Genomic DNA, 19,582 nt, shown 5'->3' with positions numbered 1-19,582 from the left:
GCGAGATCTCCTAGAACGAATGACGAATGCCGAGCATCACGCCGGTCTGGCCGGTGCCTGCAGAAGGTGTCGTGCCGCCGCCCCCGCCGCTGACCGAATAGCGGGCCTTCGCGCTGTTGGCGAGATACGAGCCTTGCGCGTAGACGGCGGTGCGCTTCGACAGCAGATAGGTGGTGCGCAGGGTGCCCATCGTGGCGCGCGTGTCGTGGTCGCTATTGGTGATGTGATAGACCTCGCCGTCGACGATGAAAGCGGGCGTCACGAAATACGACGCGGCGACGAAGAACAGATTCGAGCGCACATCGGCGAGCGCGGCGGACGACGTATCGACGCGGCGATTCAGCCAGCCCACGCCGAGCTTGGCCTTGCTGCCGAGGTTCGCGTAAGCGCTCACGTGCGTGCGGATGTCCTTGTCGGCGGCGTTGATGAGCGGAGTCGGCGCTACGCCGTCGAAAAAGTTTGCCGCTGCGGTGCTGCCGCCGCGCTGTTCTTCGTATGAAGCCGCAACGCCGAACAAGGGCGCGTCGTACTTCAGCATGACTGACCATTCACGGCATTCCGTGGCATGACCGGGAACCGAACCGGTGCAGGTGCCCTGGCCCGGCGAGTTGCCGGTGCCCGCGGCGTCGCGGCCGAACGAATAATTCGCGCCCAGCGTCACCCCCGCATAGCTGCCGAGGTAAGTCATGGAGTTGTCGGCGCGCGCGTTCGGCACATACGCGTCGAGCGAGCCCAGCCCGTAGATGTCCGGTCCGATCAGGTCCGCGCCCATCAGCGCGAGGTAGGTCATCGTGTACTGGCGCCCGAACGTGAGCGTGCCGTACGGGCTCTTGATGCCGACGAACGCCTGACGGCCGAACAGCCGGCCGCCCTGGCCGAGATCGCCGGCGCGCACGTTGAAGCCGCTTTCCAGCGTGAAGACCGCGCTATAGCCGCCGCCGAGGTCTTCGTTGCCGCGCAGTCCCCAGCGTGACGGAAACTCGCCGGTGACGGCCGGCATGCGGAATACGCTCTTGCCCGCTGCGTTCGCGTGGGAAACGTATTCGATGCCGGTGTCGACGATGCCGTAGAGTGTCACGTTCGATTGCGCTGCGGCGGCGCCGCTGACCGCGCACAGTGCGCCGCAGAGTAGAAGGCGTGCGGATGCTTGCATGAAAGATGTCTCCAAACCGTTTGATTGAACGTATGTGTTGTTGTTGTCGGGTCTGCTTGCGGGGCTGCGCTCAGTCGTCGGCGCGCGGGCGGCGCAGCAACAGCAATGCGGCCGCGGCGGCGATCACCGTCACGGGAATGCTTGCGCCGATCACCGTCGACGAACTGCGCCCCATCGCCAGCAGTTGACCGGCGGCCAGCGGCCCGACCACCGAGCCGACGCGCCCGACGGCCACCGCCGCGCCGACGCCGGTGCCGCGCATCGCGGTCGGATAGAACGCGGCGGACAGCGCGTACAGCACCGATTGCCCGCCGATCACGAACATCCCCGCGAAGAACGCGGCGGCCGCGAGCGCACCGAAGCCGGGCGCCATCGAGAGCGCCGCGAGCGACGCGATGATGCCGACGTACATGCCCGCCACCACGACACCCGAGCGCATCCGATCCATCAACATGCCGATGCACAGCGCGCCGATCCCGCCGCCCACGTTGAAGAAAATCTGCACGTAACCGACCTGCGGGCGCGACAGACCGCTTGCGGCCATCAGCGAGGGCAGCCAGTTGAGCAGGAAGTAGAGGACGATCAGCGTGCAGAAGTAGCTGACCCAGATCTGCACGGTGGAGAGTCCACGCGTGCCGCCGAACAGGATTTCGCCGACCGGCGCGGGCTTGCCCCGTCCGTCGTGCGAAGCCTGGGTGAATGCCTTCGAATCCGCGAGAAACAGGAGCAGCAGCGGCACCAGCAGCAAGGGCCCCGCACCGCCCACATAGAAGATGTGACGCCACTCGGCGTCGCCCGCGCTCATCACGCCGATCACCGAGGCGATCACGCCGCCGAACGGAATGCCGCAATACATCACGCTGACGGCGGTGCTGCGCGAACGCGGCTCGACCGCCTCCGACGACAACGCAATCAGGTTCGGCAGCGCGCCGCCGAGCCCGATGCCCGTCAGCATGCGCACGATCACCAGCGTGTGAAAGTCGCTGACCAGCGCGGTCATGATCGAGAGCAGGCCGAACAGGCACGCGGAAATCACCAGCACGCGCTTGCGGCCGATCCGGTCGGCGAGTCGTCCGCCGAACATGGCGCCCGGCAGCAAGCCGAAAGTGCCGGCGCTGAACGCGAGACCCATCTGTCCGACCGACAGGCCGAACTCGCGCGCCATGCGCGGTGCGGCCACGCCGACCGACTGCAGGTCGAGCCCTTCGAGCAGCGCAATCGCAAAACACAATCCGAGCGTGACCGCGGCGCCCGATCGGCCGGATGTCGCGGGGGCGGAAACGCCTTGCGTCGGAGTCAATGTTCCGGTTCTCTTCACGTTAGTGATCCTTATTAAAGTGCGTGGTTTTCCGGTTTCGATGAAGTACCGCAGATGCCGGCCCGGCGCCAACGCGCGTGCAGGCCCGAGCGTCCGGGTTGACGGACGGCATCGGCAAAACGGTAGTCAGATCGGCATCAAGCGCGTGATGGGACGCCTCGCCACACCGCAGCGCGCGGCGCATCGGGTCGATGTCCGCACGACGGCGTGTGTGCTACGAGGCCAAGCGCCGTCTCTCCACACGCCGCATCGTGGTGTGGATTTAATATCAGGTAGGCTGATAACACAAGTGCAAATCCTTCGGTGAAAACACCTAGCACTCAGGCGGCGCGGAGAATCTAGCCGCGCAGATTCCGAACGAAAGTTTCGAGGTGGGTCTGAAGCGCGCCGGCCACGTCGAGTTCGATGCCTTCCATCATCTGTTTCTCGATGGCCTTGACGGCCAGTTCGCATTCGCGCAGCACGGCGCGCCCTTCGTCCGTCAATTGCAGCAGCACGATGCGGCCGTGCGTCGGGTCCGGTTCGCGGCTGACCCAATTGCGGCTCGCCATCGCGTTCATCACTTCATTGGCCGATTGCGGCGTGATGAACGAGCGCTCGGCGACTTGTGCATTGGACGCCTGCCCCTTCGCCTCAAGCACGGAAAGCGCCGTGAATTGGGCGAGCGTAAGACCGAGCGGCGCGAGCGCTTCACTCATGCGGCGCCGCAGGATGCGATCCAGGCTGCCGATCACATAGGTCAGGCGCAGGCTGGATCGGCGGGTGCGTGCGGTGGGCTCGGCGGCTGGCTTTTGATTTTTGCTCATGATGGACAGGAGGTTCGGTCTATCCCGCATCTTAGCGCGCCGGACCCCCGAAACCGTCGCTAGGGGTTTGCACCGAGCCGGCGAATTTCCGCTTTACATATCAGGCAACCTGATATTAAATGTGTCCATCAGGCCGCTATGCCGGTCGACATTCACGGAGAAAACAGATGAATTACGAAGGCCGTTGGAAAACCGTCAAGGTCGATGTCGTCGAGGGTATCGCATGGGTGACGTTGAACCGTCCCGAGAAGCGCAATGCGATGAGCCCGACGCTGAACAAGGAAATGATCGAGGTGCTGGAAGCGGTCGAGCTCGACGCCGAAGCGCAGGTTCTGGTGCTGACCGGCGAGGGCGATGCGTGGACCGCCGGCATGGACCTGAAGGAATATTTCCGCGAGGTCGATGCGGGCCCGGAAATCCTGCAGGAAAAGATTCGCCGCGACGCGTCGCGCTGGCAATGGCAACTGCTGCGCATGTATTCGAAGCCGACCATCGCGATGGTCAACGGCTGGTGTTTCGGCGGCGGCTTCTCGCCGCTGGTGGCGTGCGATCTCGCCATCGCCGCGGACGAAGCGGTGTTCGGCCTCTCCGAAATCAACTGGGGCATTCCGCCGGGCAATCTGGTGAGCAAGGCGATGGCCGACACCGTCGGGCATCGTCAGGCGCTGTATTACATCATGACGGGCGAGACTTTCACGGGCCAGCAGGCGGCGCAAATGGGCCTCGTCAACAGCAGCGTGCCACGCGCCGAATTGCGTGAGGCGACGCGTGCGCTTGCTGGCAAACTGCTGGAGAAGAACCCGGTGGTGTTGCGTGCGGCCAAGCACGGCTTCAAGCGCAGCCGCGAATTGACGTGGGAGCAGAACGAAGACTACCTGTACGCCAAGCTCGACCAGGCGCAACTGCGCGACCCCGAGCATGGCCGCGAGCAGGGCCTGAAGCAGTTCCTCGACGACAAGGCGATCAAGCCGGGCCTGCAAGCCTATAAACGCTGAGCGTTTTGCGCAGCACCCCAGGTTCGAGCGAAACAGACACGCGAGGAGACGATCCATATGCATGAAGTGACTTTACTGATCGACGGCCAGAGCCGCGGCGCATCGGACGGCAAGACGTTTGAGCGGATCAGTCCCGCGAGCGGTCAGGCCGCTTCGCGCGCGCCCGCCGCGACGCTGGCCGACGCGGACGCGGCGGGCGAAGCCGCGGCGCGTGCTTTCCCGGCATGGTCGGCGCTGGCCCCCACCGAGCGCCGCAAACGGCTGCTCGCCGCAGCCGACCTGATGGATGCGCGTACCGCGCAGTTCATCGAAACCGGTGTGGCCGAAACCGGCGCAATGCCGAACTGGTACGGCTTCAACGTGATGCTCGCGGCCAACATGCTGCGCGAAGCCGCCGCGATGACCACGCAGATCGACGGCGACGTGATTCCGTCCGACGTGCCCGGCAGTCTCGCGATGACCGTGCGCCAGCCGTGCGGCGTGGTGCTCGGCATGGCGCCGTGGAACGCGCCGGTCATCCTCGGCACGCGGGCGCTCGCGATGCCGCTCGCTTGCGGCAACACGGTCGTGTTCAAGGCGTCCGAGGGCTGTCCGGGCGTGCATCGGCTGATCGGCAGCGTGTTGCACGAGGCGGGGCTTGGCGACGGCGTCGTGAACGTCGTCACGCATGCCGCTGAAGACGCTCCGGCTATCGTCGAACGTCTGATCGCGCATCCTGCGGTGCGGCGCGTCAACTTCACCGGCTCGACGCGCGTGGGGCGCATCGTCGCGCAACATGCAGCGCAGCATCTGAAGCCGGCTTTGCTCGAACTGGGCGGTAAAGCACCCGTGGTCGTGCTCGACGACGCCGATCTCGATGCGGCCGTGGCCGGCATCGCGTTCGGTGCGTTCTTCAACCAGGGCCAAATTTGCATGTCGACGGAGCGGGTGATCGTCGATCGCAAGATTGCCGATGCGCTGGTAGAGAAGCTGGCGGCCAAAGCGCGTACCTTGAAGGCTGGCGACCCGGCCGCCGCAGACTCGGTGCTGGGTGTGCTCGAAAGCGAGGCGTCGGCGCGGCGCATCAAGGCGTTGATCGACGACGCGCGCGACAAGGGCGCGCAACTGCCGGTCGGCTGCACGGTCGAGGGCGCGGTGATGCAACCGGTGATCGTCGACGGCATCACGCCTGCCATGAAGCTGTATGCGGACGAGTCCTTCGGCCCGGTGGTCACGGTGCAGCGCGTGGACAACGACGAAGAAGCGGTTCGGGTTGCTAACGATAGCGAGTACGGTCTTTCCGCCGCGGTATTCAGCCGCGACGTGTCGCGTGCATTGAACGTGGCCAGGCGGATCGAATCGGGCATCTGTCATATCAACGGCCCGACGGTGCACGACGAAGCGCAGATGCCGTTCGGCGGCATAAAGAAGAGCGGCTACGGGCGCTTCGGCAGCAAGGCGTCGATTGCCGAATTCACCGATCTGCGCTGGATCACGATTCAGACCGGGCCTCGCCACTATCCGATCTGATCGTCCGCGCTTCGAAGGTTGATCGAAACAGTAGATAGAGAAGGTTGCTCCGCCGCATCGGGCGGAGCGCCCGATGCCGTCGCGAGACGGCGCGCAGGCACCTTTCCAGGGAGACAGGCTTTGCATTCCGAGCCGACACAAACGAACACCTCCGGCGCGCCGACGCGATACCGGGCGACGACGATCGGCGCTTCGTCGTTGCGCATGCGGCGGCAGGGAGACACGTGGTATCTGCAAGCATCCGAAGCGCTCGGCGAGCATCCGCAGCGTTTGACGCAGCGGCTCGCGAGCGGCGCGCAGGCGCATCCCGAGCGCTGGCTGGCGGCGCGCCGCGGCAGCGACGGTGAATGGATCGGCCTGAGCTACGCGCACGCGCTGCAAAGCGCACGCGCCATCGGCCAGGCTTTGCTGGCGCGCAATCTGTCCGCCGAGCGGCCCGTCGCGATTCTGTCGGGCAATGATCTCGACCATTTGCAACTCGCGCTCGGCGCGATGTGGGCCGGCATTCCGTATGCGGCCATTTCTCCGGCCTATGCATTGGCATCCGGCGACTACGGCAAGCTGCGCCATACGATCGACCTGCTGACGCCCGGCCTGGTCTTCGTGAGCGGCTACGACACGTTCGCCAAGGCGATCGACGCGGTCGTGCCGGCCGATGTCGAAGTCGTCGCCGCGACGTTGCCGCGTGAACCGCAAAGCGGGCGCCACGTGACGGCGTTCAGTGAGCTGTTGCGCACCACGCCCACCACGGTCGATGCCGTTCACGCGGCGGTGAGCCCGGACGCGATCGCCAAGTTTCTGTTCACCTCGGGTTCGACCAAACTGCCGAAGGCGGTGCCGACCACGCACCGCATGCTGTGCAGCAACCAGCAGATGCTGCTCGAAACGTTTCCCGAGTTCGCCAAGGAGCCGCCGGTGCTGGTCGACTGGCTGCCCTGGAACCATACGTTCGGCGGCAGCCACAACGTGGGCATCGCGCTCTATAACGGCGGCACGCTTTATATCGACGACGGCAAGCCGGTCAACGGCAAGTTCGGCGACACGCTGCGCAATCTGCGCGACATCGCCCCGACCATCTACTTCAATGTGCCGAAGGGCTGGGAAGAACTGACGATCGCGCTGGAGCAGGACGCGCAGTTGCGCGAGACGTTCTTTTCACGAGTGAAGGTGTATTTCTTCTCGGGCGCGGGGTTGTCGCAAGCGGCGTGGGACCGGCTCGAACGCGTCACGGAAAAGTACTGCGGCGAGCGCATTCGCATCATGGCCGGACTCGGGATGACGGAGACGTCCCCATCGTGCCTGTTCACCACCGGGCCTATCATGAGCGCGGGTTACGTGGGCCTGCCCGCGCACGGCTGCGAGGTCAAGCTCGCGCCGGTCGGCGACAAGCTCGAAGCGCGCTATCGCGGCCCTCATGTGATGCCTGGTTACTGGCGCGCGAACGCCGCGGAGCGTGCCAATGCATTCGACGAAGAAGGCTATTTTTGCAGCGGTGACGCGGTGCGCTTTGTCGACGTGGCGCGGCCCGAGTTGGGGCTGCTGTTCGACGGGCGTGTCGCCGAGGATTTCAAGCTGAGTTCGGGCACCTTCGTCAGCGTCGGGCCGATGCGCGCGCGGGTCATTTCCGAAGGGGCGCCGTATGTGCAGGACGTGGTGGTCGCCGGCATGAATCGCGACGACGTCAGTCTGCTGGTGTTTCCGCGACTCGACGATTGCAGGCGCCTCGCGGGTCTGCCGGCCTCGGCGAGTGCGCGCGAGGTGGTCGATGCGCCCGCCGTGCGGGCACACTTCGCGGCGCTGCTCGACACGCTCAACCGCGGCGCGACCGGCAGCGCCACCACCATCGCGCGCTTGCGGCTGATGGACGTCGTGCCTTCGCTCGACCTCGGCGAGATCACCGACAAGGGCTCGATCAATCAGCGCGCGGTGCTGACCCATCGGGCTGCGCTCGTCGAGACGATGTACGACACGGCGCAGCGCGATCCCGCTGTAATCGTCGCGAGCGCGTGCGGCGCGCTGTAATGTGTGACGCTCGAACGCGGACACCGACAGGAAATCCGTAGATGAACCTCGACCAACTCGTTGCAATCGACACGCACGTGCACGCGGAAGTCTCGTGCTGCCAGCCGCCGGATCTGTTCGGCAAGGAGTTCGACGATGCCGCCGACAAGTACTTCGGCACCGTGCTGAAGCTCGGCAGGCGGCCGACGATTCCCGAGACGATCGAACATTATCGCGAGCGCAAGATCGGCTTCGTGATGTTCACCGTCGACTGCGAAGCGAATCTTGGCCGGCGGCGCATTCCGAACGAGGAGATCGCCGAATTCGCCCAGAAGAACAGCGACATCATGATCGCCTTCGCAAGCATCGATCCGCACAAGGGCAAGATGGGTGTGCGAGAGGCGCGCAAGCTGATCGAAGAATATGGCGTGCGCGGCTTCAAATTCCATCCGACCATGCAGGCGTTTTTTGCCAATGACCGCCTGGCGTATCCGCTTTACGAACTGATCGCCGAGTACGAACTCACGGCCGTTTTCCACAGCGGTCATTCGGGCATGGGCTCCGGCATGCGGGGCGGCGGCGGGTTGCGGTTGAAGTACTCGGAGCCGATACATCTCGACGACGTCGCCGCGGATTTCCCGGATATGAACCTCGTGATCGCGCATCCGTCTTGGCCGTGGCAGGAGCAGGCGTTGTCGATCGCATTGCATAAGCCCAATGTGTATATCGATCTGTCTGGCTGGTCGCCGAAGTACTTTTCGCCCGAATTGATCCGTCATGCCAACACGGTGCTGAAGCGGAAAATGCTGTTCGGCTCCGACTTCCCGCTGATTCAGCCCGATCGCTGGCTGGAGGATTTCAGGCAGGTCGGCTTCAGGGAGGAGGTGCAGCCGCTGATTCTCAAGCAGAACGCGATCGGGCTGCTGGGGCTGGGCGATCGGACCTGAGCGTGAGCGGAGCTGATCGAAGGTCGATGTGAGGCAAGCGTGGAAACACTCGCGCATGGCAAAGGCGCGCGCCGTATACAATTCGGCAGCGCCTGATTTTTGCCCGCTTTTTTGCCCGCTTTTTTGTCCGCTTCCTGCCCCATACCGACCCTATCCGATCCATGCCGAATGCGACCCGGGCCTTCCTTCTCGGCCCGCTCCTGAAAGGTGTTTCACGCTCCTTCTATCTCACGCTGCGCGTGCTGCCCGCCGGCATGCGCGATCCGATCGGCCTCGCATACCTGCTGGCGCGTGCGGCCGATACGATCGCCGACACCTCGCTGATCTCGCCGGAACAACGCCTCGCGCTGCTGCTGTCGCTGCGCGAGCAGGTGAACGGCGCCACGGACGACGGCGCACTGCTGCGACGCATGGCTGACGAAGTGGCGAGTCAGCAGGTCCAGTCCGATGAAAAGGTGTTGCTCGAATCGCTCGGCCCTGCGCTCGACGTGCTGTCGCAATTGAGCGAAGCGGATCGCAAGGCCGTGCGCGAGATCGTCACGACGCTGACCGAGGGCATGGAATTCGATCTGCGCACTTTTCCCGACGAACGTTCCGGCCAGATCGCGGCGCTTTCCGGATACGATGATCTCGACCGTTATACGTATCTGGTGGCGGGGTGTGTCGGTGAGTTCTGGACCACGATGACCTATGCGCACATGCCGGGCACGCTGAAGGAGCAGCCCGGCACGATGGCGCACCGTGGCGTGCGTTTCGGCAAGGCGCTGCAAATGACCAACGTACTGCGCGATTGTGGCAAGGACTTGCGCATCGGCCGCTGCTATCTGCCGCAGAGCATGTTGGACCAGTACGGGCTCGGTGCGCGAGACCTGCTTGTGCCGGCCAACTCGCTGCGTGCGCGGCCGCTGCTGGTCGAGCTTCTGCGCAAGACGCTCGATCATTTCCGCGAGGCTCTGGACTACACGCTGGCGATTCCAGCGTTTTCCGTGCGTTTGCGTCTCGCGTGTTTGTGGCCGATTCTGATCGGCCTCGAGACACTGTTGCTGCTGGTCGATAACGACGCGTGGCTCGATCCGCAGAAGGTTTCCAAGGTACGACGCAATACGGTGTATCGGATCATCGCGTCGTCGCTGCTGCTGGTGTCGTCGAATGGACTGGTGCGCAACGCGATCGAAAATCGCATCGGGCTGATCGAAGCGCGGCTGTAAAGGCTGCAGAAGATGTAGCTGGATGAGCGGCCTTGCGCGGCATAGCCGCTGTTCGGGCAAGGCGCGAGGCAGGCCGAAAGCGTACGGCGCCAGGTCAACCTTACTGCGCAAGAGCCGGACCACATATCCCACATGCTAGTAAGACCGGCAGTACTACCCGATTTAATCTGCATCATTGAATAGCGATCAATCGGGAAACCCCTAGGACCGTGCGTCTCCGGTTCGCGTTAGTCTCTTCTAAAGAGGAGGCGACCCATGAGACAGGCGTTCAATATTGCCGTGGTGCTGTTGCTCGGATATCTGATGGCGGATAGAGCCTTGATGCGCGCGCAAGCCGGAGAGGTCGGGACCATCACGTGCCATCAGGGCGCGCAACTGGTCAAATCGAACGCGTTAAAGAAGGGGTTTGGAGACGTTGCAGCCAGCAGTCAGGGAGAAAACTTTCTGTCGAGCTGTCTGGTCACTGGTCGTGGTCAGGTGGGCGATCTCATCGCGCGCGATTGACTTGGTCGCGGGCATTGTCATATTGACCGGAGCGGACCGTCAGGGCGCGGAATAAAAAACGGCGTGCCGCCAGCGCCGAAAAAGCGCCCAGACCGTGAAGGTCCGGGCGAAGTCACCGGGAGCCCGATGACGGAGGTAACGAATACAGAACTGGCCCGCGCTCGGGGATACCCGGCCGCGGGCCAGTTCATTTGAATCAGGGAGCGCGTTGCATCGACGCGCTGAGCGACAGATCGGCGCACGACGGCATATCACAACGATGAAGCATGCCGCCGATCGGCTAACAGCCGTCTATCGGCTGCTTACTGTCCGCTCGATGGCGCCTTACTGGCCGAAGTAGATCGACTTCTGACCGTTCGTCGTGACAGCGTGGCCCGACTGCGACGAGCCGCTCGACACACCGCCGAAGCCACTCGCCGCTGCTTGAGCAGTGCCGTTTTGCGCATCGACACGAGCTTGCGCGGCTTGAATGTCAGCCGGGTAGTGCGGGTCGGCGTGACCCGGTTGATAGCCGGCCTTTTCGAGTTGGACCAGTTCCGCGCGCACCTGGGCGCGGGTCACAGGCTGGTTGGACTGCGCAAACGAAGCAACAGGAGCGGCCAGCACAGTGGCGATGACAACAGCTTGAACGAGCGATTTCATGATGAACTACCTCCAGTTCGGATTTGGTCTTGCTGCGAACGTTCTTGTTCGTAGTCAGTGATTACATTGTAGTTTTGCGATCTGAAGAGAGTAATCACCGCTTCAGGTATTGTTTGTTGCAAATTTTGAGACAAAATCGGAGAACTTCTTGCGGCGGCGCGGGCGCAGCAGTCCGGCGACGCCGTCACCGCCATGCCACGGCATCCCACCGGAACTAACGCAGCCAGTCGAAACCGCAAGGCACGCAGCGAGCTGCAATTTCCCCGCGTGCCTTGCATCAGTGAAGAGCGGCTGATCAACTGCCCGAGAAAATCGGACCCTGTCCGCCCGGCGTGAACGGCTGGAGGACTTCGTGCGGCACTGGAGCAGGCGTGGCTTGCGCACGTGCGGCCGATGCCGATGCCGGTTCGCGCAGCGTGAGCGCGCTATCTGACGTGATGGGCACGCTAGGCTTGGCGAGCAGTTCGGTTTTCCGCATCGACCCAACCGAGGTGCCGAAGTAGTAGCCGATGATGCTGATCCACGCGGTGCCCAGCGCGCCGACGATCACGTTGACGAGGTCCTTGTTGGGTCCCGGTAACGGCTGGAACGCCATCAACATCAGAATGCCGAAGAAGCCGGTGGTGACCGCCATCGCGAGTACCTTCGGTACCCAATCGCGATTGCTGGTCGCCATCGCGCGCGCATTGGCCCGATCGTCGGCTTCGATACGCGCCATATCGGTTTCGTGCGCAAGTCTCGCCTGGGCCGCGGTCACGACCAGTTGCTGCAATTGCAGAGAGTTCGCACTCTCGGCCTGCCTGATTTTTTCGAGCGCGCTGGGATCGTTCAACGCCGGTTCGACGAAGGCCGGATCGCTCGGCGTGCCGAGCGCATGCGAAATGATCGCCGCCGCAGCCGTCACGCCGAGTCCGACGGGACCGCCCACCAGCCCGGCGAGAAGCGGGGCAGTGCTGCCAATGTTCGACGCTACTTTTGACCAGTCCATCATGCTGCTCCCAGAAGAAGATTGGCGGCCATCCGTTCGGTCCAGCCACGGCTGAAGTGAGGCCACGTGTGAAGATTGCGCAGGTATCGCAGGCGATAGGCGGCGAAGCGCATGACGAACTTCATCGCGTCAGTGCTTTTGACCGCATTCAGGGTGTCTGGGCCGAACTTGCCGTCTTCCTTCGCGCCGGACGCTTTTTGCATCCACAACACGACGAGGCCGCCGTTGTAATTCGCGTCGAAGATCTGGAAAGCCACGCGCGGCTCGAGTTCGTCGAGATGCAGCGGATCCCAGTACTTCTGCTTGGCAATTTCCTTCGCGGTTTCCAGCGGCAGATCTTTCATCGCGCCGTTGTAGCCCTGGCTGCGCGCGACGCGAGCAGTCACGCCCCACATCGTTTCGCCACCGGGATCGGCCGGATTGAAGCAGTAACCGCCTTCGTTTCCGATCAGAGCCCTGAACGCGTCTTCAAAGTTGTCCATCGACTTCTCCTCTTCAGCTGTATCTACGACAGGAACATGGGGTGCTTCTGCGATTACGCTTCGGCGTTGGGTGATACTTCAAGTGATGCTTGAAACGGAAGTGCTGGGCGTGGATTCGAAACGGGGCGGGTGCGCGCATCGGGTCTCGGCGCGTCCGGTGCGCCGGCGCCGTCTACTGCGTTGGCGAGGCGCGCCAGTTGTGTCTCGTGGGCGGTCAACGTGCCCGCATCGCGTTCCAGCGCTTGCGCATACTTGCGCGAGGCGCCACGCAGATCACCCTTGTGATCGAGTGCCCGGCCCATTTCCGCGTAGGACGGCGCAAGATCGGGACGCAGCGAGATGGCGCGAGAGAGCTTTTCGATCGCTTCGTCGTATCGGCCGACCTTGTCGAGCGCTTCACCCCAGTCGTGCAGATTGTCGACGGAGCTCGGACTCATTTCGTCAGCCTGCCTGAACGCGTCGAGTGCTTCTTCGTTGCGATGCGCGCGCAACAGCACGTCACCGAGAAGGCGCAGGTTTTCGGCCGTCTTCGATTTCTCCCTCGCGCCGGCACGCAATGCTTCGAGTGCGTCGTCGAGGCGTTCCTGCTGGGCGAGCGCACGGCCGAGACTCGCGTGCAGAATCGCCGAATGCTTGTAGACGGTCAGCGCCTCGCGGGTTTGCCGTTCCGCCTCTTCTGCTTTCGACTCCCCTTGATCGGTCAGCAGCCACGCTTTGCCTGCGAGCGCCCATTCCCTTTGCTCGGGTGAGGGCAGGGTAAGTACCTTGTCGTAGATCGCGATGATCTCGTTGTAGCGGCACTCTTGCGGATGGCATCTGGTTTTCCGGACCTGTGAATAGAGATGGCTGGCGAGGATATTCGGTTCGGCGAGGCGCATCGCTTCGACAGCGATCCCGTGCACGAAATCTTCCAGGTCACGTCCTTCGGACGGCACGATGCTTTCGCGGGAATTGAACGGGCCGCCTTCTATCTGCACATGGGCAACGTACGAGTCGGAGCTCTCGTTGATTTTCGTGATGCCGACATGAACGACCACGTCCGTGCGCTTGATGATCCCTTTGATGAAGCGGACCGTCGACGCGTACGACATATCCTGACCAGGAAGCTGGATGTCGGGTTGGGAGTCAGTGTCGGTCATCGTATCGTGAGGAATCGAATCGGCATCCTGAGCGATATCCCGCATGGAAGACATGATTCGCTCTGCGAGAAAGCTCGACGTGTAGCCGCGCTGTGAAAGTGATTGCGGTGTTTCGACGGGCGGCACCAGCAATTGCCGGTTGAGCACGCCACGCACGACGAGGCAAGAAAAGCCGATCGCAAGCAGGATGAAGAACCACGGCAGGATGTACGGCCACACATACTTCGGACCCCTGCCGATGAAGCCGACGGCACGCCACCCGAGCGGCAGGAATCCGGCGAAACGGCGGGTTTGGCGACCATGGCGCCTTTGTGCGGCGCTGCTTGGACGAAATGGCCGGCCGCGCCAATTCATTGGCCGGCGTGGGCTCTGCATACTCGACATGACGTACCTCGTTTCAAAGCGTTGTTGGTCACTGCGCGGCTTGAATGGGCGCAATAACGCATTGACCGTGCCAAAGGGGCGCCGGCCTTTGTGCTAGGGGCGTGTGGGGGTTAACGCCGAGGTCGGGCACGCGAAAAGTGTTGTGCGTAAGCCAACGCATTCCGGTGGGGAAGTTGGCCGGCGGATGACATCGCGTGGGACAAAGCCCATGGAAGACAGGAAGGTGCGTGATCCAGGAAGAACGGCTGCGAGAAAACCGCTTTCGCTTCCTGATCTGAGAACGAAGCAGGTGCGGCGTTATTCAAGCGACGCAGTGCGTCGTCGCTTCATTGCCCGCTTTCTCGCGACACACAAAGAAAAATGCCGTTCAGTCCCGGACTGAACGGCAAGATACGCTGCGGCCGTGTACTACACGGCCTCATACATTTCGCTCACACCGCAGCGGGACGCCATTTGAGCAGACGCTGCTCGATTGCGGTCAAAAGATAATCAGCCGCCAGCGCGACCACGGCCAGCACGATCATCGCCGCGAACACGCCGCTCGCATTGAATGCACCTTGCGCCGTGGAGATCAACAGGCCAATCCCCTGCTTCGACCCGAGAAACTCGCCGACCACCGCGCCGACCAGCGCAAAGCCGAAGCTCACGTGCAAGCTGGCGAGAATCCAGCTCAGCGCCGACGGAATCACCACCGAAGTCGTCACCTGGCGACGCGACGCGCCGAGAATCTGCGCATTCGCGATCATGTAACGGTCGGCTTCACGCACGCCCTGGAACGCATTGGCGAACACGACGAAGAACACCATCACCACCGCGAGCGCCACCTTCGACGCCATCCCGAGGCCCAACGCGATCACGAATACCGAGCCGAGCACCACGCGCGGAATCGAGTTGGCAATCTTGATGTAGAGGCTGAACACATCGGAGAGCAGCTTATTGCGGCCGAGCACGATGCCGCAGAAGATGCCCGCCACCGAGCCGATGATGAAGCCGAGCCCGGTTTCTTCGAGCGTGACCCACACCTGAGTGAGCAACGGGCCTTGCGACGTGCCGTTCACGAACCAGTCGACGATCTGATCGAAAATGGCGGTCGGCATCGAGAAGAAGAACGGGTCGATCCACTTCAGGCGCGCGGACAGTTCCCATCCGCCGAGCACGACCACGAGCACGAGCACGCGCAGCGTGATCACCAGCGCATGACGTTGCCGGATGCGTTTTTGCGCGACGCGTTCGACATGCGCGAGCGACGCGGCGTCGATGCCCGAGGGCATCATCTGTTGAGGGGTAGTAGACATGGTTGCCGTTCCTTGATTATCCGATCTGCACTTCTTCGCGCAGGTCATGCCAGATGTCGCGCGAGATTTCGATGAAACGCGGGTCGTAGCGAACCTCCGAGGTGACGCGCGGACGCGGCAAATCGATTTCGTACACCTTCTTCAGCGTCGCGGGGCGCGCGGTCAGCACGAACACGCGGTCGGCGAGCGCAATCGCTTCTTCCAGATCGTGCGTAACGAACACCACCGATCCGGCACCGCCCCACAACTGCAGCAGTTCGTCCTGCATCAACGTGCGCGTTTGCATGTCGAGCGCCGAGAAGGGCTCGTCCATCAGCAGGATTTCCGGCTTGTTGATGAAGGTCTGCGCGAGCGCGACGCGCTTGCGCATGCCGCCCGACAGTTGATGCGGATAGTGCTTGCCGAACTTGTCGAGGCCCACGCGGCGCAGCCATTCGTTGGCTTCGTCGTACGCGGCCGACTTCGAGCGGCCGCGATACAGCGGACCGGCGGCCACGTTGTCGAGCACCGTGCGCCACGGGAACACGGCGTCGGCCTGGAACACGAAGCCGATGCGCGGGTCGATGCCGTCCACGGGCGCGCCCATCACGCGCACTTCGCCGGTGGTGGGCTTCAGCAAGCCGGTAATCATGCTGAGCGTGGTGGACTTGCCGCAACCCGTCGGGCCGACCACCGCGACGAATTCGCCGCGCGCCACCGACATGCTGAAGTCGCGCAGCGCGACCGTCGCCTTGCCATCCGGCGAGATGAAACGGCACGACACGTTGCGCATCTCGATCGCTGGTGTATCGCGTGACATAGGTTGATTCATCGGCTGGTGCCTCGCAGTGCTCGTGATGTTGAAAAAAGCCTTACTTCGCCGCGGTCTTGACCGGCGCCGCCAGGTAGTCGTTGCTGTAGGTCTTGGCGAGATCGATGTGCTTACCCTTCACCGAAGGATTGAACGCGGACAGCACCTTCAGCACGGTCTCCGGGCCGTCGGCGGGCATCTTGCCGTCCTTCGTGAACATCGGCAGCGAAGCCTTCAGCGCGCCGACGTACAGATCCTTGTTGTTGCCGTAGTAGTCCTTCGGCATCTTCGCGGCGATCTCCTCGGCGCTGTGCGTCGAAATGAAGGTCAGTGTTCTGGCGAAAGCGTGCGAGAGTTTCGCGGCATCGTCCTTGTGCGACTCGGCCCAGGCGCGCTGCACGTAGAAGCTCGAAGCCGGATAGGTGCCGCCGAGCGCGGCGCGCGTGCCTTCCAGCGTGCGCATGTCGACCAGCACCTTGGCGTCGCCGGTCTTCAGAAGTTGCGAAACGGTCGGCTCGGTCGTCATGCCCGCGTCGATACGGCTTTGCTTGATGGCCGCGATGAAGCTGTTGTCCGCGCCGACCGGCAACAGCGTGTATTGCGTGGAGGGCACACCCGCGCGTTGCGCGAGGTATTGCGTGAGGAAACTCGTCGAAGAGCCCAGGCCGGTCACGCCGAGGGTCTTGCCCTTCGCGTCGGCCATGCTTTTGAACGTGCCGGCCGCCTTGGTCGACACCATTTCCACTTCGCCCGGCACCTGGCCAAAGATCACCAACGCCTGAACTTCCTTGCCCTTGCTTTGCAGATCGATCGTGTGATCGTAGAAGCCCACCACGCCTTGCACCGCGCCCGCGAGCAGTTCGTTTTCCGCGTCGACGCCCGCCGGTTGCGAGAGGATCTCGACGTCGAGACCCTCGTCCTTGAAGTAGCCGAGCTGTTCGGTGAGCTTGGCCGGCAGATAGATGATCTTGGTGGCGCCGCCGACCATGATCGTGAGTTTTTCGGCGTGTGCGGCAGCCGAAGCGGCGGCGAGGGTGAACGCAACACCTGACACAGCGGCAATCTGGCGCAAGGTACGCATGAAGCAGTCTCCGTAGGTTTGGTCGCCGCGGGTATGGCAGGCGGCGCTTTCTGGGTGAATGATGGCGATTATAGAAATCTGAAACCTTCTGCTAGCTTTCTGAGGCTTCGACAAAGCATGAGTGTTAACCCCGTACTGCGTGTCAACCCCGCTGCGCTCCGGCCGCAAGCGCACGTTCCGTGTGCGGCGGATCAAACGGGGCGCGCGCAAAGCCTTTGTTTTACGGCACAATCGACGGCCTGACTTTTGCCGTCCCTGCCATGAAGCTGCTGCTCATCGAAGACAATCCCACGCTCGCGCACTGGCTCGCGAAAATGCTGGAGCAGGAGGCGTTCGCGCTCGACGCCGTGCAGGACGGCGACGCGGCCGACCAGCTGCTGCGCACCAATCATTACGACGTGATCCTGCTCGACCTGAATCTGCCGAAGCTCTCGGGCAAGAACGTGCTGCGCCGCTTGCGCCAGCGCGGCGACGCGACGCCGGTGCTGATCTTGACCGCGAGCGGTTCGATCGACGAAAAGGTGGAATTGCTTGGCGCTGGCGCGGACGATTATCTCGTCAAACCATTTGAAGTACGCGAGCTGATCGCGCGCATCAAGGTGGCGATCCGCCGTCAGTCGCCGTCGAAGGCGAGCGAGGTGGTGTGCGGCGATCTGGCCTTCGACATCGACACGCGTCAGTTCACGCTGAAGGGCGCACCGCTGAACGTCACGCCGCGCGAGCGCTCGGTACTCGAAGCGTTGATCCTGCGCCTCGGCAAAACAGTGACGAAGCCCGCGCTGGTCGACGCGATCTTCACACTCGCCGACGAACCGAGCGAGGACGCGGTCGAAATCTACATCTCACGTTTGCGCAAGAAACTCGACGGCAGCTCGGCGGCGATCGTCACGCTGCGCGGGCTCGGCTATCTGCTGCGCAAGAAAGACGATGACCAATAGCCTGCGGGTGCGCCTGTTGTGGTGGCTGCTGGTGCCGCTCGCGTTATATGTGTTCGTTACCGGCAAGGCCGAATACGACAACGCGCGGCGCACGGCGGATCTCGTGCAGGACAATCAGTTGATCTCGTCGGCGCGCATGATCGCCGGCGAAGTGGAGTGGGTGGACGGCTTCCTGCGCGTCGACGTGCCGCCCGCCGCGCTCGAAGTATTCGTGTCGCCGTATCGCGATCAGGTGTTCTATAGCGTGCGTGTCGACGATGGACGGTTGCTCGCCGGCACGCCGGATTTTCCGCCGCGCCCGCCGCAGGCGGCCGACACACCCGACCATTACGACACCGAGCTGCGAGGCCAGCCGGTGCGTGCGGTCGGGCTCGTGCGTCTCATGTACGACAATGGCGCGACGCGCCGCGTGCGGGTCACGGTGGGCAAAACCGTGCGCTCGCGCGACGCCATGGCTCAGCAATTGTGGCAGCCGCAACTCGTGCGGCAGATCGCGATGATCGCGCTCGCGGTGGCGCTGGTGTGCATCGGACTGACGTTCGAATTGCGGCCGCTGATGAAAGTCAAAGAGGATGTCACCGACCGCGACCCGATGCAGCTCGAACCGATTCGAGTCGAACGGCTGCACACCGAGTTGCGCCCGATCGTCGAAGCGATCAATCAATGCATCGCGCGGCTCGGTGTACAGGTGGCGGCGCAACGTCGTTTCATCGCCGACGCCGCGCATCAGTTGCGCACGCCGCTCACGCTGCTTGGCACACAGCTGCAGTTCGCGCGGCAGCAGGACGGCATTCATCCCGCGCTCGACGAAGCGCTTGCCGCGATGCATCGGAGCAATCGTTCGATGGTCGCGCTAACCAACAAGCTGTTGTTGCTGGCACAGGCCGAAGCCACCGACAACAAGCAGCTCGCGACGGAAACCGTGGACCTGGTGCCGCTTGCGATGGAAGTCATGGAAGATCTCGCCCTGCTCGCGCAGGCACGAGAGATCGATCTGGGCGCCGAGCTGAAGGGCATCGCGCCGGTGAGCGGGCATCGGGGTCTGCTTCAGGCGCTGATCGCGAATCTCGCGGAGAACGCGATTCGCTATACCGGCAGCGGCGGCCACGTCACGGTTGCCGTTAGCGCCAACGCCGATACGGTCACCGTGAGTGTGCTCGACGATGGTCCCGGCATTCCGGCCGAGTCGCGCAGCCGCGTGTTCGAACCTTTCTTCCGGGCGTCGGCCGATACCGAGGGCACCGGCCTGGGGCTCGCTATCGTGCGCGAAATTGCCGATACGCATCACGGCGAGATCGCGCTCAAGCCGGGTGTGGGCGGCAAGGGTGTGCACATCAGCGTGTCGTTCCCGCGCGCTGCCATGGAGCTTCGTGACCGATAGGGTATCCGAAGCAAACCGGCT

At 63.2% G+C, this 19,582-nt stretch carries 18 protein-coding genes; 8 read left to right on the top strand and 10 right to left on the bottom strand.

Annotation, left to right across the window (positions count from 1 at the left end; genetic code table 11):
- Positions 1-10: 10 nt before the first annotated feature.
- The 3 genes from B0G69_RS30720 to B0G69_RS30710 all read right to left on the bottom strand — a co-directional run bounded on the left by B0G69_RS30720 (position 11) and on the right by B0G69_RS30710 (position 3,277).
- A complete protein-coding gene (locus tag B0G69_RS30720; RefSeq protein WP_121323637.1) occupies positions 11-1,153 on the bottom strand; it encodes a porin in 1,143 nt (380 codons plus the stop codon).
- 70 nt (positions 1,154-1,223) lie between these two features.
- The gene (mhpT, locus tag B0G69_RS30715; protein WP_121323636.1) at positions 1,224-2,453 is read right to left on the bottom strand and encodes a 3-(3-hydroxy-phenyl)propionate transporter MhpT; all 1,230 of its coding nucleotides are present in this window, start codon (positions 2,451-2,453) and stop codon (positions 1,224-1,226) included.
- Positions 2,454-2,809: 356 nt separating this feature from the next.
- Complete coding sequence (locus B0G69_RS30710) at positions 2,810-3,277, bottom strand: MarR family transcriptional regulator (RefSeq protein ID WP_241991517.1); 468 nt, start codon at positions 3,275-3,277, stop codon at positions 2,810-2,812.
- Positions 3,278-3,444: 167 nt separating this feature from the next.
- Here B0G69_RS30710 and B0G69_RS30705 point away from each other — a divergent pair, with 167 nt between their 5' ends.
- The 6 genes from B0G69_RS30705 to B0G69_RS30680 all read left to right on the top strand — a co-directional run bounded on the left by B0G69_RS30705 (position 3,445) and on the right by B0G69_RS30680 (position 10,441).
- On the top strand, positions 3,445-4,272 hold the full coding sequence (locus B0G69_RS30705; protein WP_121323634.1) for a p-hydroxycinnamoyl CoA hydratase/lyase: 828 nt from the start codon (positions 3,445-3,447) through the stop codon (positions 4,270-4,272).
- A gap of 57 nt (positions 4,273-4,329) precedes the next feature.
- A complete protein-coding gene (locus B0G69_RS30700) occupies positions 4,330-5,781 on the top strand; it encodes an aldehyde dehydrogenase (RefSeq protein WP_121323633.1) in 1,452 nt (483 codons plus the stop codon).
- Positions 5,782-5,901: 120 nt separating this feature from the next.
- Positions 5,902-7,803 (top strand): feruloyl-CoA synthase, encoded by a 1,902-nt coding sequence (locus B0G69_RS30695; protein ID WP_199731381.1) that lies wholly within the window; start codon positions 5,902-5,904, stop codon positions 7,801-7,803.
- A gap of 41 nt (positions 7,804-7,844) precedes the next feature.
- Positions 7,845-8,729, top strand: coding sequence for an amidohydrolase family protein (locus B0G69_RS30690; RefSeq protein WP_121323632.1), 885 nt, complete (start codon positions 7,845-7,847; stop codon positions 8,727-8,729).
- 161 nt (positions 8,730-8,890) lie between these two features.
- Positions 8,891-9,937, top strand: a complete 1,047-nt coding sequence (locus B0G69_RS30685) for a phytoene/squalene synthase family protein (RefSeq protein WP_121323631.1) — start codon at positions 8,891-8,893, stop codon at positions 9,935-9,937.
- 255 nt (positions 9,938-10,192) lie between these two features.
- Positions 10,193-10,441, top strand: a complete 249-nt coding sequence (locus B0G69_RS30680; protein ID WP_121323630.1) for a hypothetical protein — start codon at positions 10,193-10,195, stop codon at positions 10,439-10,441.
- 324 nt (positions 10,442-10,765) lie between these two features.
- On the opposite strand, the gene B0G69_RS30675 is transcribed toward B0G69_RS30680, so the two are convergent.
- The 7 genes from B0G69_RS30675 to B0G69_RS30645 all read right to left on the bottom strand — a co-directional run bounded on the left by B0G69_RS30675 (position 10,766) and on the right by B0G69_RS30645 (position 17,242).
- Positions 10,766-11,083: a DUF4148 domain-containing protein gene (locus tag B0G69_RS30675; protein WP_121323629.1), complete on the bottom strand. Its 318-nt coding sequence runs from the start codon at positions 11,081-11,083 to the stop codon at positions 10,766-10,768.
- A gap of 295 nt (positions 11,084-11,378) precedes the next feature.
- Positions 11,379-12,071 (bottom strand): hypothetical protein, encoded by a 693-nt coding sequence (locus B0G69_RS30670; RefSeq protein ID WP_121323628.1) that lies wholly within the window; start codon positions 12,069-12,071, stop codon positions 11,379-11,381.
- Positions 12,071-12,553, bottom strand: coding sequence for a glycosyl hydrolase 108 family protein (locus B0G69_RS30665; RefSeq protein ID WP_121323627.1), 483 nt, complete (start codon positions 12,551-12,553; stop codon positions 12,071-12,073). The genes B0G69_RS30670 and B0G69_RS30665 overlap by 1 nt, the downstream gene beginning before the upstream one ends.
- Before the next feature lie 53 nt (positions 12,554-12,606).
- On the bottom strand, positions 12,607-14,076 hold the full coding sequence (locus B0G69_RS30660; RefSeq protein WP_121323626.1) for a tetratricopeptide repeat protein: 1,470 nt from the start codon (positions 14,074-14,076) through the stop codon (positions 12,607-12,609).
- A 431-nt stretch (positions 14,077-14,507) separates the two neighbouring features.
- Positions 14,508-15,371 carry an ABC transporter permease gene (locus B0G69_RS30655; protein ID WP_121323625.1) on the bottom strand — a complete coding sequence of 288 codons (864 nt, stop codon included), beginning with the start codon at positions 15,369-15,371 and terminating at the stop codon, positions 14,508-14,510.
- Positions 15,372-15,387: 16 nt separating this feature from the next.
- Positions 15,388-16,182: an ABC transporter ATP-binding protein gene (locus B0G69_RS30650; protein WP_121323624.1), complete on the bottom strand. Its 795-nt coding sequence runs from the start codon at positions 16,180-16,182 to the stop codon at positions 15,388-15,390.
- Positions 16,183-16,222: 40 nt separating this feature from the next.
- Complete coding sequence (locus tag B0G69_RS30645; protein ID WP_121323623.1) at positions 16,223-17,242, bottom strand: ABC transporter substrate-binding protein; 1,020 nt, start codon at positions 17,240-17,242, stop codon at positions 16,223-16,225.
- Positions 17,243-17,502: 260 nt separating this feature from the next.
- On the opposite strand from B0G69_RS30645, the gene B0G69_RS30640 reads away from it, so the two are divergent.
- Positions 17,503-18,180: a response regulator gene (locus B0G69_RS30640; RefSeq protein WP_121323622.1), complete on the top strand. Its 678-nt coding sequence runs from the start codon at positions 17,503-17,505 to the stop codon at positions 18,178-18,180.
- Positions 18,170-19,561 (top strand): sensor histidine kinase, encoded by a 1,392-nt coding sequence (locus B0G69_RS30635; RefSeq protein ID WP_121323621.1) that lies wholly within the window; start codon positions 18,170-18,172, stop codon positions 19,559-19,561. The genes B0G69_RS30640 and B0G69_RS30635 overlap by 11 nt, the downstream gene beginning before the upstream one ends.
- Positions 19,562-19,582 lie beyond the last annotated feature (21 nt).

This window comes from Paraburkholderia sp. RAU2J, from assembly GCF_003634845.1.
Classification (GTDB): Bacteria; Pseudomonadota; Gammaproteobacteria; order Burkholderiales; family Burkholderiaceae; genus Paraburkholderia; species Paraburkholderia fynbosensis.
This window is presented reverse-complemented; position numbering and strand designations above follow the sequence as displayed.